Below are 13,825 nucleotides of genomic sequence, written 5' to 3'. Positions count from 1 at the left end.
TAATGGGTCCGGGGGCTGGATTCGAACCAGCGCCCACCCGGTTAAGAGCCAGGTGTTCTACCGCTGAACTACCCCGGAGCAGAGCGGGCATTGTCGGTCAGCATCACCGAGATGTGAAGCGTCTTGGATGACAGGATATGTGGCGCGATTTTGCGGTCCGAAAATCACGTAGGAAATGACGACCCGTGGCGAGGGAGCTTGCTCCCGCTGGGCTGCGAAGCGGCCCCAAATCAGCGATTCCATTTGTCCAGGTACACCGCATAGCCCGGTTTTGCGGCGGCTGCGCCACCGAGCGGGAGCAAGCTCCCTCGCCACGGGGGATCGGGGGCGTCCTACAAGTCGGTTGTGGGGGGTGGGATCGACTTCTATAGTTGGGGCGTCGCTGGCTTTCGTCAGTGACTGGGTTTCGCAGCCCGATCACAAAGGAAATGCACCGTCGAGTGAAATTCAGGCAAACTTGCCCGCTTTCATTTTATGGCGGTTGCGCGCGGGAGACTTTCGGGTCTGCCGAGTTTTCCTTCCTCGGTCTGCGAACCTGCGCGCAACTGCCACCCATTTGTTTCGCAGCGAAAAGGGGGCATTTCTTTTATTGAAGGAAGTAATCTCATGACAGCTAATCAACAGTTACCCCGCTACACCCCTCTGACCCAAACCGCTACGACCCAGCCCGTCCTGCTGATCGACACTCAAGCCCCACTGCCCGAACTTCACGCCTGCGTCAGCGAACGCCTGCACGCCACGCTCGATTTCCTGACCCTGGTAGCCTGCTCCAGCCTGCGCGACTCCTCCACCAGCGACATCAACACCCTGACCAACGTTGCCCGGATCCTCGTGCAAGACGCGACGGACGTATTCGGCGTCATCGAACAACGCGGCCTAGAAGGCTAACAGCACTGTAGGAGCGAGCTTGCTCGCGATGGCACCGTGTCAGCCACCACAGATAGTGACTGATCGAATGTCATCGCGAGCAAGCTCGCTCCCACAAGAGATCTGTGGAGCGCATAAGTTTTATATTCGCTAAAGATCCACTGTGGGAGCGAGCTTGCTCGCGATGACGGCGGCACAGCGAATGCAGATGCAAGCTGACCCACCGCTTTCGTCGGAACGCCGCCCGGAGCAGGCTCGCTCCCACAATGGATCGGAGTATGACCGTAAGAATCAGGTCGGTTACGCCAAACCCAAAAACATCCAGGCCGACTGTAGAGCCAATATCCCGAGTAAGCTGCCACAGCAAATAGACCATCTACCACAAATGGAATAAACCTAAATGGAAGTAAAAAACCAGCTATCCCCTGCGCAATGCACCGGCATGGAAGAAATCCGCCAGGAAATAGATACCCTCGACCGAGACGTCATCAAGCTGCTGGGCAAACGCTTTCAGTACGTGCTCGCGGCGTCGAAGTTCAAGACATCGGCCACGTCGGTACGTGCACCGGAGCGCTTCAAGGCAATGTTGACGACTCGGCGGGAATGGGCCGAGGCCGAGGGATTGAGCCCGGATGCCATCGAGAAAATGTACAGCGACCTGGTGAATCATTTTATTGCTGAAGAGATGAAACACTGGACGGCGCAGCAGCCCCAGACCTGAGCCATCTCATAATACTGTGGCGAGGGGATTTAGCGAAACGTCGCACCGCCCCGCTGGGTTGCGCAGCAACCCCATACCAGGCACCGCGTTGCATCTAATGAACCGTGCTGACTGGTTACGACTGCTGCGCAGCCGAGCGGGGATAAATCCCCTCGCCACAAGGGCACAGGGGCACAGATAGTTTTGCTTAAGTGGCTCCCTCCGGCTCTTTCAACGCCGCCAACACCAACGGATGCAGCACCGCATCCGGGTGTTTTTCCTGCCATGCCCCCAGGTCCCGGCGCATGCCCGGCGTCCAGAAGCTCTTGATGTGCTGGCGGATGCCGTTCACCGCCAGCGCCTGGTCAGGCTCGGTGGCGAAGTACCGGGCGATTTCGTTGGCCATCTTGATCAGGTTCTGCGAGCTCATCGGCGCACCTCGGCTTTTTCGGCATGGCGGCGTTCCCTGAGCAGGCGACTTTGTTCATCACTGAAGGCCTGGTAACGCTTCTGCCATTCCGAAGGCTGGCTGACCCGTACGATTTCCACCGCCGTCACCTTGTATTCCGGGCAGTTGGTGGCCCAGTCGGAGTTGTCGGTAGTGATCACGTTGGCCCCCGATTCGGGGAAGTGGAACGTGGTGTAGACCACGCCCGGCGCCACCCGCTCGGTCACTTTGGCCCGCAGCACGGTCTGCCCGGCGCGGCTGCCGATGCCGACCCAGTCTTCATCGACAATCCCGCGGTTCTCGGCGTCGGTCGGATGGATTTCCAAGCGATCTTCCTCATGCCAGGCAACGTTGTCGGTGCGCCGGGTCTGGGCACCGACGTTGTACTGGCTGAGGATGCGCCCGGTGGTCAGCAACAGCGGATAACGGCTGTTGACCTTCTCTTCGGTGGGCACATAGCCGGTGAGCATGAAGCGCCCTTTGCCGCGCACGAACTCCTCGATGTGCATGGTCGGCGTGCCGTCCGGCGCGGCGTCGTTGCACGGCCATTGCAGGCTGCCGTGGCGCTCCAGTTCGGCGTAACTGACGCGGCTGAAGGTCGGCGTCAAACGGGCGATTTCATCCATGATTTCCGAAGGATGGCGGTAATCCATCTTGTAGCCCAAGGCCTCGGCCAGGGCGATGGTGGCTTCCCAGTCGGCCTTGCCGGCCAACGGGTCCATCACCTTGCGCACGCGGGAGATGCGGCGTTCGGCGTTGGTGAAGGTGCCGTCCTTCTCCAGAAACGAGCTGCCCGGCAGGAACACGTGGGCGAACTTGGCCGTTTCGTTGAGGAAGATGTCCTGGACGATCACGCATTCCAACGCGGACAGTGCAGCGGTCACGTGCTGGGTGTTCGGATCACTCTGGGCGATGTCCTCGCCTTGGCAGTAAAGCGCCTTGAAGGTGCCGTCCAGCGCCGCCTCGAACATGTTCGGGATGCGCAGGCCGGGGTCGGGTTGCAGGGTCACGTTCCAGGCCTGCTCGAACTGGGCGCGGACCGCTTCATTGGAGATGTGCCGGTAGCCAGGCAGTTCGTGGGGGAACGAACCCATGTCGCAGGAGCCCTGGACGTTGTTCTGCCCACGCAGCGGGTTCACGCCGACGCCTTCGCGACCGATGTTACCGGTGGCCATGGCGAGGTTGGCGATGCCCATCACCGAGGTGCTGCCCTGGCTGTGTTCGGTGACGCCGAGGCCATAGTAGATGGCCGCGTTGCCACCCGTGGCGTAGACCCGCGCGACGGCGCGGATCTGTTCGGCAGGCACGCCGCAGACCGGGCCGAGTTCCTCGGGCGAGTTTTCCGGCAGGCTGACAAAATCGCGCCAGCGGGCAAAGTCCGTCGCCTCGCAACGCGCCTTGACGAAAGGCTCGTCAACAAGGCCTTCGGTGACGATCACATGGGCCAACGCGTTGAGCATCGCCACGTTGGTGCCCGGACGCAGTTGCAAGTGCAGTTCGGCGCGGGCGTGGGGCGAATCCACCAGGTCGATGCGCCGTGGGTCGATGACGATCAACCGCGCGCCCTGGCGCAGGCGGCGCTTGAGTTGCGAACCGAACACCGGGTGCGCGTCGGTGGGGTTGGCGCCCATCACCAGGATGACGTCGGCTTTCATCACCGAATCGAAATTCTGGGTACCGGCGGATTCACCCAAGGTTTGCTTGAGGCCATAGCCGGTCGGTGAATGGCAGACCCGGGCACAGGTGTCGACGTTGTTGTTGCCGAACGCCGTGCGCACCAGCTTCTGCACCAGATAGGTTTCTTCGTTGGTGCAGCGGCTGGAGGTGATGCCGCCAATGGAGTCGCGCCCGTACTTGAGCTGGATGCGCCGCAGTTCGCTGGCGGCGTAGGTGACCGCCTCGTCCCAGCTGACTTCCTGCCACGGATCGTTGATGTGCTTGCGGATCATCGGCTTGGTGATGCGGTCCGGGTGCGTCGCATAGCCCCAGGCGAAGCGGCCCTTGACGCAGGAGTGGCCGTGGTTGGCCTGGCCGTTCTTGTCCGGGACCATGCGCACCAGCTGTTCACCTTTCATCTCGGCGCGGAACGAGCAACCCACGCCGCAATAGGCGCAGGTGGTGATGACGCTGCGCTCCGGCTGGCCGATTTCCACGACGCTTTTGTCGATCAGCGTGGCCGTCGGGCAGGCCTGGACGCAGGCGCCACAAGACACGCATTCGGAATCGAGGAAATTGTCACCGCCGGCAGCTTCCACCCGGGAATCGAAGCCGCGCCCACTGATGGTCAGGGCGAAGGTGCCCTGGATTTCCTCGCAGGCGCGCACGCAGCGACTGCAGACGATGCACTTGCTCGGGTCGTAATCGAAATACGGGTTGGACACGTCCTTGGCTTCGGCGAGGTGATTGGCGCCTTCGTAGCCGTAGCGCACCTCGCGCAAGCCGACCTGCCCCGCCACGGTCTGCAATTCGCAGTTGCCGTTGGCCGGGCACGTCAGGCAATCCAGCGGGTGGTCGGAAATGTACAGTTCCATCACGTTGCGCCGCAGGGTGGCGAGCTTGGACGTTTGCGTGCGAACCACCATGCCGGCGGTCACCGGCGTCGTGCAGGAGGCTGGATAGCCGCGCATGCCGTCGATTTCCACCAGGCACATGCGGCAGGAGCCGAAGGCTTCCAGGCTGTCGGTGGCGCACAGTTTGGGAATGGTCGTGCCGAGCAAGGCCGCCGCGCGCATCACCGAAGTGCCGGAGGGGACGCTGATTTCACGCCCGTCGATGGTCAGGCTGACCTGCACGTCGCTTTCGCGGGCCGGGGTGCCCAGGTCGATGTCGCTGGCTGGATCGAAGATAGTGATCATTGGTCGGCCTCCGAGGTCGCCAGACCGAAGTCGGCGGGGAAATGCTTGAGGGCGCTGGCGACGGGGTAGGACGTCATCCCACCGAGGGCACAGAGCGAGCCGTATTGCAGCGTGTCGCAAAGGTCATGCAGCAACAACGCCTGTTCTTGGCGGGCATTGGCATCGGTGCTGGCGAGCAGGCGATCCACCACCTCGACGCCACGGGTCGAACCGATGCGGCACGGCGTGCATTTGCCGCAGGATTCCTCGGCGCAGAACTGCAAGGCGAACCGGGCCATCTTAGCCATGTCCAGGCTGTCATCGGCGACCACCACGCCACCGTGGCCAAGCATCGCACCCATGGCGGCGAACGCTTCGTAGTCCAGCGGCGTATCGAACTGCGCCGGCGGCACCCAGGCGCCCAACGGCCCGCCGACTTGCGCCGCCTTCAGCGGACGACCGCTGGCGGTGCCGCCGCCGTACTCTTCCACCAATTCGCGCAGGCTCAGGCCGAACGCCCGCTCCACCAGGCCGCCACGACGCACGTTGCCGGCCAATTGGAACGGCATGGTGCCCAGGGAACGGCCCATGCCAAAGTCACGATAGAACTGCGCGCCTTTCTCCAGGATCACCGGCACCGAGGCCAGCGTCACCACGTTATGCACCAGCGTCGGCAAACCAAACAGTCCTTGCAACGCCGGCAGCGGCGGCTTGGCGCGCACCGTGCCGCGCTTGCCTTCGAGGGATTCGAGCAGCGCGGTTTCCTCGCCACAGATGTAGGCACCGGCGCCGACCCGGACTTCAAGTTCGAAGGCGCGGCCACTGCCCCCCACATCCACGCCCAGGTAACCGGCCTCGCGGGCAATGCGCAGTGCTTGGTTCAGGGTGCTGACGGCGTCCGGGTATTCCGAACGCACGTAGATGTAGCCCATCGTCGCGCCCACGGCGATACCGGCGATGATCATGCCTTCGATCAGCAGGAACGGGTCGCCTTCCATCAGCATGCGGTCGGCAAAGGTGCCGGAGTCGCCTTCGTCGGCATTGCAGACCACGTATTTCTGCGGTCCCGGGGCGTCGCGCACGGTGCGCCACTTGATGCCCGCCGGGAACGCCGCCCCGCCCCGGCCACGCAGGCCGGAATCCAACACTTGGGCAACCACCTCGGCGCCCTCCGTCTGGATCGCCCGGGCCAGTCCGAGAAAGCCGCCTTGGGCGCGGTAGTCATCGAGGGACAACGGCTGGGTGATGCCGGCACGGGCAAACAACAGGCGTTGTTGGCTCTTGAGGTAAGGAATGAGCTCAACCAATCCCAATGCCGATGGATGGCTGCCAGGATCACCCGCCAGCGCGTCGAGCAGGCCCGGTACGTCCTGGGCCGTGACCGGGCCAAAACCCAAGCGTCCTTCAGGCGTGTCCAGTTCCACCAACGGTTCCAGCCAATAAAGCCCACGGGAACTGGTGCGCAACACCTCCAGCGGCAACTGACGCCGCTCGGCCTCGCGAACCAGCGCATCGGCCACTTTGTCCGCACCAACGGCACGGGCCACTGAATCACGGGGAATGCAGAGGGTCAGCATGGACCGTCCTCCAGGCAACCATTCACCAACTGGCGCAGGCGTTCCGGGGTCAATCGCGCGTGCAGTTCCCCATCCAGTTCCAGGGCCGGCGAGCAGACACACGCGCCGAGGCAATAGACCGGTCGCAGACTGATGGCCCCGTCGGCGCTGGTGCCGTGATCGTCCAGCGAAAGCTGTTCGCGCAACTGCGCCGCCAGGCCCTCGGCCCCCATGCTCTGGCACGACTCGGCCCGGCACAGGCGCAGGGTGTGGCGCGCCGGTGGCGTGGTGCGAAAGTCGTGGTAGAAGCTGATCACACCGCGCACTTCAGCCTGGCTGAGGTTGAGGGCATGGGCGATTTCAGGGACGGCGGCGTCGGGAACGTACCCGCAACCTTCCTGGATGGCATGGAGGATCGGCAACAAGGCACCGGGGGTGTCCTTCTCGCGCGCCAGCACGCTGTGGATCAGAGGCAGGTGAAGCGTCTCATCAGGCATAAACGTACCTCGGCATCTCGAACGACAACGCCGCGTGGCGCTGGTCGTTCGGAGTCTTGGCGGCGGCGTCCGGCCCACGTCACGGTAGCGTGGCATTCCGATCGCCATTCTCGCTCTCCGGCCAGGTGTCTTTGGCGCACTTGGTCCGGGGCATCTTCACAGCTTGCCACTCCCGGGGACTGGCGATTGCATATGGACGACTAAACGTATCCTGAAAACGACGACTGGTGCTTTTTAGCCTTATGGGCCAGCAGGCAGCGGTTTCGAGGCATCCCCCTGGGTGTCCTTGCGCAACGCATTGGCAACCAGTGTAAACGCAGGTGACGGTTGGCGCCGGCTCGGATAGTACAAATAGTAGCCTGAGAATGGCGGGCACCACGCTTCCAAGATGCGCACCAATCGGCCGTCCTGAAGGTACGGTTCAAATTCTTCTTCCGGCAGGTAGGCAATGCCCAGCCCGGCCACTGCCGCCTGCACGATGTGCGTCGACGTGTTGAAGATGAGCTGGCCGTCCACGCGCACGTTCACTTGCTTGCCTCGCTGCTCGAAATCCCAGACATAAAGCCCGCCGGAGGTCGGCATGCGCTGGTTGATACAGCGATGGCTCATCAGGTCGCGGGGATGCCCGGGGATGGCGCGGCTGGCGAAGTACGCTGGCGAAGCCACCGCGGCCATCCGCAAGGGTGGGCCGATCGGCACCGCCACCATGTCCTTGTCGATGGTGTCGCCCAGGCGCACGCCCGCGTCGAAACGGTCCGCGACGATGTCGCGAAAGCCGTAGCTGACATCAAACTCGACGTTGATGTCCGGGTATTCGTGCAGCAGCCCGGTCAGTTTCGGCAGCAAGGTCGTGCGCAGGACATGATCCCCGCAGGTAATGCGCACGGTGCCGGCGGGCTTGTCGCGCAGCTCCGTGAGTCTGTCCAGCTCCGTCTCTATCTCGTCGAAGCGATTGCCGATGGCCTGAAGCAAGCGTTCGCCGGCGAGAGTTGGCGAAACGCTGCGGGTGGTCCGCGTCAGCAGCCTGATTTGCAAGCGCGATTCCAGGCCATTGATGGCCTGGCTCAGGGCCGATTGCGTGACGCCCAGTGCGTTGGCGGCGCGGGTGAAACTGCCTTCGCGCGCCACCGTCACGAAAGACAGCAGATCGTTGAGATTTCTTCTGACCATGGCGAAACGCTTCAAAGGTTATTGATTAGCTGTGCTTATAGCCTCTTTAAGCATTCATTAGCTAGTCGCGCAAGTGCCCGCGCGTCACCATTGTTCCCATGAACAGAAACGAATTCGGGGCATCGCGATGAGACCGGTCTGGCTGGGTTTGCTGGCGTCAGCGTTGATGCTTGGCAGCTACGGGACAATTTCCGGTGCCGCCTCGGCACCTTCGATAACGGAGCAACCTGAGATGTGGATGACCGTGGGCGAACAACGCTTTGCCATTTCCTTGGCTGACAACGCGGCCACCCGTGCATTTGTCACGTTATTACCGCTGACGTTGGAGATGAGTGATCTCAACCGCAACGAGAAATACGCCTCCCTCCCCCAGGCGCTCCCCGCCCAAGCGAGCAAGCCGGGAACGATCCACAACGGCGACCTGATGCTGTACGGCACCGACACCCTGGTCATTTTCTACACGACCTTCGACTCACCCTACGCCTACACCCGGCTGGGGCATATAGGCGATGCCGCAAGACTGGCGCAAGCGTTGGGCCGGCGAGACGTGCAGGTGACGTTTTCCCAGAACTGATTACTCCGCACCGACAGGATTCCCCATGAAAAAGATCATCGTTTTATTAACCCTTCTGTTCAGTTCTCTTTCAGCAATAGGAGCCGATATGTCCAACGGCGCAGACAACTTCTACACCAGCGACGAAGTCACCGTGCAAAAGGTCAACTTCAAGAACCAGTATCAAATGAACGTCGCGGGAAACCTGTTCATTCCGAAGAACCTCAATGGCAAGAAAAGCAATCCGGCGATTGTCGTGGGCCATCCAATGGGCGCTGTGAAGGAACAGAGCGCGAATCTATATGCGACGAAGATGGCGGAAAAAGGCTTCGTGACCCTCTCCCTGGATCTTTCATTCTGGGGCGAAAGCGCGGGCCAGCCGCGCAATGCGGTCTCGCCGGATATCTACGCCGAGGACTTCAGCGCCGCCGTGGATTTTCTCAGCGCCCAGCCCTTCGTCGACAAGGAGCGCATTGGTGCCATCGGTATTTGTGGCAGCGGCAGCTTCGTCATCAGCGCCGCCAAGATCGACCCGCGCATGAAAGCCATTGCAACTGTGAGCATGTATGACATGGGCGGCGTCAATCGCAACGGGTTGAAGCATTCCCAGACGCTCGATCAGCGCCGGGCCGTCATCGCTCAGGCGACACAGCAGCGTAATGTGGAGTTCGTCGGCGGCGAAACGCTGTACACCAGCGGTACGGTGCATCAGTTGGATGAAAATACCCACCCGATCCAACGGGAGTTCTACGACTTCTACCGCACCCCGCGCGGCGAGTTCACGCCGGCCAGCTCGTCGAAAGACCTGACCACGCACCCGACGCTGACCAGCAACATCAAGTTCATGAACTTCTATCCACTCAATGACATCGAGACCATTTCGCCTCACCCCATGCTGTTCATTGCCGGCGCCGATGCGCATTCCAGGGAGTTCAGCGAAGAGGCTTACAAGCTCGCCGGCCAGCCCAAGGAACTGGTGATCATTCCTGGGGCCGGGCATGTTGATCTTTATGATCGGGTCGATCTGATTCCGTTTGACAAGTTGACGAGTTTCTTCCAGAACAACCTGAAATGAATTCGAGCATCAACCAGGATCGGAAAAACCATGGATGAACGTGTAGCCTTCATCAAGCATCGGATCCGCGCCGTTGTGATCGCAGGCGACTGCGACCAAATCACCTATCAATCCGAATGGCTCGGCTACATGCCCTTCCCGGTCGATCACTGGGTTGAACATCAAGGCAAGACGTTCTCCGGCGACTTTCCTTTTGACTGGACGCTCAAGGACTTGGCCGTTCTTGAGCGCACGGGTTTTCTGGAAAAGTTGGAAGCTTACGAAAACCCGGAAGACCGGTTTGACCGGTGTATCCGGTATCGCGTGCATATTGGATGTGCGTAACCCTGAGTTTTCGATGATTCGGGGCTGGGTCATTCCAGTCGTTCCTGTTCATAATCCCTGCCTGCTCATACCCGAGGCGGATCAATGACCACAGAACGCTACGACCAACTCGCCATCTTCTCCGTCGTCGCCCAGGAGCGCAGCTTCACCCGCGCCGCCGCCAAGCTCGGCATGTCGCAACCAGCGCTGAGCCGGGCGATGCGTCAGTTGGAGGAGCGCCTGGGGGTCCGGTTGTTGTCGCGGACCACGCGCAGTGTCGCGCCCACCGAAGCGGGCGAACGACTATTGCAGGTGGTCGCGCCGAGGCTTGAGGAGATCGACCAGGAAATGGCGATGCTCAGTGAGTTTCGCGACAAGCCGGCCGGCAAGTTGCGCATCACCACGGGCGAGCACTCGGCAATCACTGTTTTGCAGCCCGTTCTCGCCAAGCTGTTACCCGACAATCCCGACCTTAATATCGAAATCATCGTTGACTACGGCTTTACGGATATCGTCGCAGAGGGTTTCGACGCCGGGGTGCGGCTGGGTCCCCAGGTCGCCAAGGACATGATCGCCCTGCGCATCGGCCCGGACATGCGCATGGCAGTCGTGGGCTCCCCTGCGTATTTCGCCCGGCACGCCGTGCCTCGGACTCCCAATGACCTTACGGCCCACAATTGCATCAACCTGCGCATGCCGACTCATGGCGGCCTCTACGTCTGGGAATTCGAGAAAAACGCTCAGGAAGTGCAAGTGCGGGTGGAGGGCCAACTGGTATTCAACACGATTGCCATGCGCCTGGAGGCCGCGATCCAGGGATTGGGCCTGGCGTTCATGCCTGAGGATCTGGTAGAGGACGCCGTGGCGCAAGGCCGGTTGATCCGCGTGCTGGAGGATTGGTGCGAGCCGTTTTCCGGCTATCACCTCTATTACCCCAGCCGCCGCCAGAATTCGCCGGCCTTCACGCTGTTGCGCGACGCCTTGCGCTACGAGGACTGACTGGCGTCCAACGCTTGAGCAGCACGCTTGGCCGCAGCGGCGTCGCCCTGCTCTTCCAATAACTGGATCACTTGCCGCAATTGCGCCGCGCTCAGGCCGACTCGCAGGCTGGCGGCCATGTGCGAGCGCAGTTGTGACTCCACGCCTGGGGTAACCGCCAGCGCGGCGACCGTCGCCAGCTCACGGCTTTGCCAATCCAGATTGTCGCGTTCGAAAATATCGCCAAACAAATGCGTCTGCAGGTATTGGTTGATGACCGGAACGAAGTCGAACAACGGCCCCTGGACGGGGGCACCGGCAATGCGCGTCTGATTGGCCTTGCCTACCGCCAGCAATGCGTCGCCGGTGGGAATCGGGCCAGCGGGTTCACGCCCCGGCTCGTCCTGCACGCCACGTTGCTTGCGCGCCTCCACGACTTTCATCAGTTCACCCAGCGCGTTGAGACTGCGGGGAAAACCACTGTAGGCGTAGAGCTGCACCAGGATTTCCTTGGCCTCGCTGACGGTCAGGCCCGCATCCAGCCCTTGATTCAATGCGGTATTGAGCGCCGGCATGTTGCTCGTCGCCATGGCGGCGGCAATCACCGGGATGGCTTGCTGCTTGGCCGACAGGGTTTGTGAAACCGTCACGTTATCCGGCGCGGTCGGCGGCGTCGGTGTTGCGCCGGTTTCGTATTGCTCTTCGCTGACTTTTTCCATCCATTGCACATTCTTGCCGTCCACCGTGCCGGTCACGGCCAGGTGGGTCATGGCGCTGTCTGGCGCAGCGCCGTGCCAATGCTTGACGCCCGGCGGACAGACAATCACGTCTCCCGGGCGAATCTGCTGCACCGGCTTGCCCCACTCCTGCGTCAGGCCAATGCCGGATACCACCACCAATCGCTGGCCGGCGGGATGTGTATGCCAGGCCGAGCGCGCGCCAGGTTCAAAGCTGACGTAGGCCGCAGAGGCATTGATTTCGCCTGTGGCAGGAAACAACGGATCAACCCGCACGCGACCGGTGAAATAATCCTCAGGCCCCGCGGCCGAGGCCTGGCTGCCCGCTCGGCTGATCTGCTGTGACGTGCGCGACCCGCCGGCGCCTTCCTGGCCGGCGGCATCGGCAAAAGGCGCCGCCGCGCATAACGCGAAATACAAGGTGCTTGCCTTCATTGGGTTGCCTCTCGATGGATATCGTCGAGAACAAATTACCCACGCAGCATTGATCGATAAACCGTGCCAATGGCATAGGACTCATATCAAAACTACATAAATTCGTATAACCGCTGATCGTCATTGACGCTCGTTGGCGAACGCCCCCAATCTCGACGGCCGAGCTACGCTCTTTTGAGCAAACGCGGCTAGGCAGGCCCATGGCCAATCGTCGACTCTACGCCGACCGCACTTCCAAGAGCCTTTACCCGTGCCTGAACAACCGAGCGAATTCGCTTACACAAAACGCTTCGCCGCCGTCCTGGCCTACATCGATGCCCATCTCGAAGGGGATCTGTCGGTAAAGGCGCTGAGTGAGGTGGCGAACTTCTCGGTGTTTCACTTCCATCGGCAATTTACCGCGTTCACCGGCGTGCCCGTTTCACGTTATGTGCAACTGATGCGGCTGCGACGCGCGGCACATCGCCTGATCGCGAACGCAGATTACTCGGTACTGGACGCGGCACTGGATGCAGGTTTTCGGAGTCCCGAGGCCTTTTGCCGGGCGTTCGGACGAGCGTTCGGCATGGCGCCGAGTGTGTTCAGGAAGAACCCGAACTGGCAGGTCTGGAATACGGTGTTTGCCATCCCCCATTTCTCAAGGAATATCCTCATGCACGTTCGAATCGTTGAATGCCCTGAAATCAAGGTAGCGACGCTCGAGCACCGCGGACCTCCGGGGCTCGTCAATGAAAGCGTGCGCCAGTTCATCGAGTGGCGCATGCGCAGCGGACAATCGCCGGTGGCGACAAGCCGCACGTTCGGCATCCCTTACGGCAATCCCGATACGACACCGCCACACGCTTTCCGCTTCGCGATCTGTGGTGAGATTGACGAGGAAGTGACACCGAACGAGTTCGGCGTCCGGCCGCTCGTCATACCTGGCGGCCGCTATGTCGTGGTTCGCCACGCGGGGTCACCGGATCACATCGGCGAAACGGTCTACCCGATCTACCGCGACTGGCTTCCCGCGAGCGGCGAAGAGCTGCGGGACCAGCCGCTGTTCTTCCACTACCTGAGCGTCTATCCGGAGACGCCACAGGATCAATGGCAAACCGATGTGTATGTTCCGCTGCAATAGCGGCATCACGACATCGCCTTATTTGATCTCCATCAACCGCAGGGAGGGTGAGCCATCCAGGGAAAGGTGGATGACCGCCGCCCTGCTGGGGAAATTCGGCGCATCGTCGTCGGTGTTTTCCATCACGGGAATGTCGATCAAGGTCTGCTCACCCGCCGGGTCGCTGACCAGCTTGGCGTCCAGCTTATCGATCGCCCGCCAGCTGTCACCGCCGATGCGCATCACGTCCAACAGACTGTAATGCGGCACGCCTTCTTCGTTCTCCTCGGGATTGAAGACCGCCAGGTACTGGCTGTAGTTGTTACCCATCCCGAAACCCTCGAGGGTAAAGACCGCGAGCGTGACCTGGCTGTCCTCACCGGTGTCCAGGGTCTGCACCAGCGTCGCTTCGGGGTAGCCGGTGGCATAGCTGTCCTTGAGCAGCGCCACCAAGTGCCCGACCTGTTGTTCCAGGGCTTTGGGGATTTTCGGCTCGGCGGCGTGGGCCAGGGTGCAGGCGAAAAACAAGGCAGCTGTGAGCAGGCGCAATTTCATCGAGTGGGGTCCGCGGTG

General features: G+C 61.5%; 14 protein-coding genes and 1 tRNA gene. 7 read left to right on the top strand and 8 right to left on the bottom strand.

Annotated features, from left to right (window positions below; genetic code table 11):
• Positions 1 to 3: 3 nt before the first annotated feature.
• Positions 4 to 78, bottom strand: a tRNA-Lys gene (locus KSS97_RS14215).
• A 528-nt stretch (positions 79 to 606) separates the two neighbouring features.
• Here KSS97_RS14215 and KSS97_RS14210 point away from each other — a divergent pair.
• Positions 607 to 888 (top strand): hypothetical protein, encoded by a 282-nt coding sequence (locus KSS97_RS14210; RefSeq protein ID WP_030138768.1) that lies wholly within the window; start codon positions 607 to 609, stop codon positions 886 to 888.
• Between the two features lie 379 nt (positions 889 to 1,267).
• Positions 1,268 to 1,588, top strand: coding sequence for an isochorismate lyase (locus KSS97_RS14205; protein ID WP_217859355.1), 321 nt, complete (start codon positions 1,268 to 1,270; stop codon positions 1,586 to 1,588).
• A gap of 187 nt (positions 1,589 to 1,775) precedes the next feature.
• Here the strand turns inward: KSS97_RS14205 and KSS97_RS14200 are convergent, their stop codons facing one another.
• The 5 genes from KSS97_RS14200 to KSS97_RS14180 form a co-directional block, all read right to left on the bottom strand.
• Positions 1,776 to 1,997 (bottom strand): formate dehydrogenase subunit delta, encoded by a 222-nt coding sequence (locus KSS97_RS14200; protein ID WP_217859353.1) that lies wholly within the window; start codon positions 1,995 to 1,997, stop codon positions 1,776 to 1,778.
• Positions 1,994 to 4,870: a formate dehydrogenase subunit alpha gene (gene fdhF, locus KSS97_RS14195; RefSeq protein ID WP_217859351.1), complete on the bottom strand. Its 2,877-nt coding sequence runs from the start codon at positions 4,868 to 4,870 to the stop codon at positions 1,994 to 1,996. Before fdhF ends, KSS97_RS14200 begins: the two co-directional genes overlap by 4 nt.
• Positions 4,867 to 6,426 carry a formate dehydrogenase beta subunit gene (locus KSS97_RS14190; RefSeq protein ID WP_217859349.1) on the bottom strand — a complete coding sequence of 520 codons (1,560 nt, stop codon included), beginning with the start codon at positions 6,424 to 6,426 and terminating at the stop codon, positions 4,867 to 4,869. The genes fdhF and KSS97_RS14190 overlap by 4 nt, the downstream gene beginning before the upstream one ends.
• Positions 6,420 to 6,902 (bottom strand): formate dehydrogenase subunit gamma, encoded by a 483-nt coding sequence (locus KSS97_RS14185; protein WP_030138762.1) that lies wholly within the window; start codon positions 6,900 to 6,902, stop codon positions 6,420 to 6,422. Before KSS97_RS14185 ends, KSS97_RS14190 begins: the two co-directional genes overlap by 7 nt.
• A gap of 240 nt (positions 6,903 to 7,142) precedes the next feature.
• Positions 7,143 to 8,072, bottom strand: a complete 930-nt coding sequence (locus KSS97_RS14180) for a LysR family transcriptional regulator (RefSeq protein WP_217859347.1) — start codon at positions 8,070 to 8,072, stop codon at positions 7,143 to 7,145.
• Positions 8,073 to 8,199: 127 nt separating this feature from the next.
• On the opposite strand from KSS97_RS14180, the gene KSS97_RS14175 reads away from it, so the two are divergent.
• From KSS97_RS14175 to KSS97_RS14160, 4 genes are all read left to right on the top strand, one after another.
• Entirely contained in the window at positions 8,200 to 8,646 is a 447-nt protein-coding gene (locus KSS97_RS14175) for a cyclophilin-like fold protein (protein ID WP_217859345.1), read from the top strand.
• Positions 8,647 to 8,671: 25 nt separating this feature from the next.
• Complete coding sequence (locus KSS97_RS14170; protein ID WP_030138759.1) at positions 8,672 to 9,700, top strand: alpha/beta hydrolase; 1,029 nt, start codon at positions 8,672 to 8,674, stop codon at positions 9,698 to 9,700.
• A 30-nt stretch (positions 9,701 to 9,730) separates the two neighbouring features.
• Complete coding sequence (locus KSS97_RS14165) at positions 9,731 to 10,024, top strand: hypothetical protein (RefSeq protein ID WP_030138758.1); 294 nt, start codon at positions 9,731 to 9,733, stop codon at positions 10,022 to 10,024.
• 84 nt (positions 10,025 to 10,108) lie between these two features.
• Positions 10,109 to 11,002 (top strand): LysR family transcriptional regulator, encoded by an 894-nt coding sequence (locus KSS97_RS14160; protein ID WP_198797333.1) that lies wholly within the window; start codon positions 10,109 to 10,111, stop codon positions 11,000 to 11,002.
• Here the strand turns inward: KSS97_RS14160 and KSS97_RS14155 are convergent.
• Positions 10,990 to 12,153 (bottom strand): (R)-mandelonitrile lyase, encoded by a 1,164-nt coding sequence (locus KSS97_RS14155; protein ID WP_217859343.1) that lies wholly within the window; start codon positions 12,151 to 12,153, stop codon positions 10,990 to 10,992. The genes KSS97_RS14160 and KSS97_RS14155 overlap by 13 nt on opposite strands.
• Positions 12,154 to 12,403: 250 nt before the next feature.
• On the opposite strand from KSS97_RS14155, the gene KSS97_RS14150 reads away from it, so the two are divergent.
• Complete coding sequence (locus KSS97_RS14150) at positions 12,404 to 13,273, top strand: AraC family transcriptional regulator (protein WP_217859333.1); 870 nt, start codon at positions 12,404 to 12,406, stop codon at positions 13,271 to 13,273.
• A gap of 18 nt (positions 13,274 to 13,291) precedes the next feature.
• Here KSS97_RS14150 and KSS97_RS14145 read toward each other — a convergent pair whose 3' ends face one another.
• Entirely contained in the window at positions 13,292 to 13,807 is a 516-nt protein-coding gene (locus KSS97_RS14145; RefSeq protein WP_198797330.1) for a hypothetical protein, read from the bottom strand.
• Positions 13,808 to 13,825: the final 18 nt, after the last annotated feature.

It is taken from the genome of Pseudomonas alvandae, assembly GCF_019141525.1.
GTDB lineage: Bacteria > Pseudomonadota > Gammaproteobacteria > Pseudomonadales > Pseudomonadaceae > Aquipseudomonas > Aquipseudomonas alvandae.
The sequence above is the reverse complement of the archived record's forward strand: the minus strand, read 5'-3'. Positions and strand labels throughout refer to the sequence as shown.

What these genes read in the sequence shown, in the direction of transcription:
- KSS97_RS14210 (WP_030138768.1), top strand. Translation starts at nt 607, where the DNA reads ATGACAGCTAATCAACAGTTACCCCGCTACACCCCTCTGACCCAAACC.
- KSS97_RS14205 (WP_217859355.1), top strand. Translation starts at nt 1,268, where the DNA reads ATGGAAGTAAAAAACCAGCTATCCCCTGCGCAATGCACCGGCATGGAA.
- KSS97_RS14200 (WP_217859353.1), bottom strand. Translation starts at nt 1,997, where the DNA reads ATGAGCTCGCAGAACCTGATCAAGATGGCCAACGAAATCGCCCGGTAC.
- fdhF (WP_217859351.1), bottom strand. Translation starts at nt 4,870, where the DNA reads ATGATCACTATCTTCGATCCAGCCAGCGACATCGACCTGGGCACCCCG.
- KSS97_RS14190 (WP_217859349.1), bottom strand. Translation starts at nt 6,426, where the DNA reads ATGCTGACCCTCTGCATTCCCCGTGATTCAGTGGCCCGTGCCGTTGGT.
- KSS97_RS14185 (WP_030138762.1), bottom strand. Translation starts at nt 6,902, where the DNA reads ATGCCTGATGAGACGCTTCACCTGCCTCTGATCCACAGCGTGCTGGCG.
- KSS97_RS14180 (WP_217859347.1), bottom strand. Translation starts at nt 8,072, where the DNA reads ATGGTCAGAAGAAATCTCAACGATCTGCTGTCTTTCGTGACGGTGGCG.
- KSS97_RS14175 (WP_217859345.1), top strand. Translation starts at nt 8,200, where the DNA reads ATGAGACCGGTCTGGCTGGGTTTGCTGGCGTCAGCGTTGATGCTTGGC.
- KSS97_RS14170 (WP_030138759.1), top strand. Translation starts at nt 8,672, where the DNA reads ATGAAAAAGATCATCGTTTTATTAACCCTTCTGTTCAGTTCTCTTTCA.
- KSS97_RS14165 (WP_030138758.1), top strand. Translation starts at nt 9,731, where the DNA reads ATGGATGAACGTGTAGCCTTCATCAAGCATCGGATCCGCGCCGTTGTG.
- KSS97_RS14160 (WP_198797333.1), top strand. Translation starts at nt 10,109, where the DNA reads ATGACCACAGAACGCTACGACCAACTCGCCATCTTCTCCGTCGTCGCC.
- KSS97_RS14155 (WP_217859343.1), bottom strand. Translation starts at nt 12,153, where the DNA reads ATGAAGGCAAGCACCTTGTATTTCGCGTTATGCGCGGCGGCGCCTTTT.
- KSS97_RS14145 (WP_198797330.1), bottom strand. Translation starts at nt 13,807, where the DNA reads ATGAAATTGCGCCTGCTCACAGCTGCCTTGTTTTTCGCCTGCACCCTG.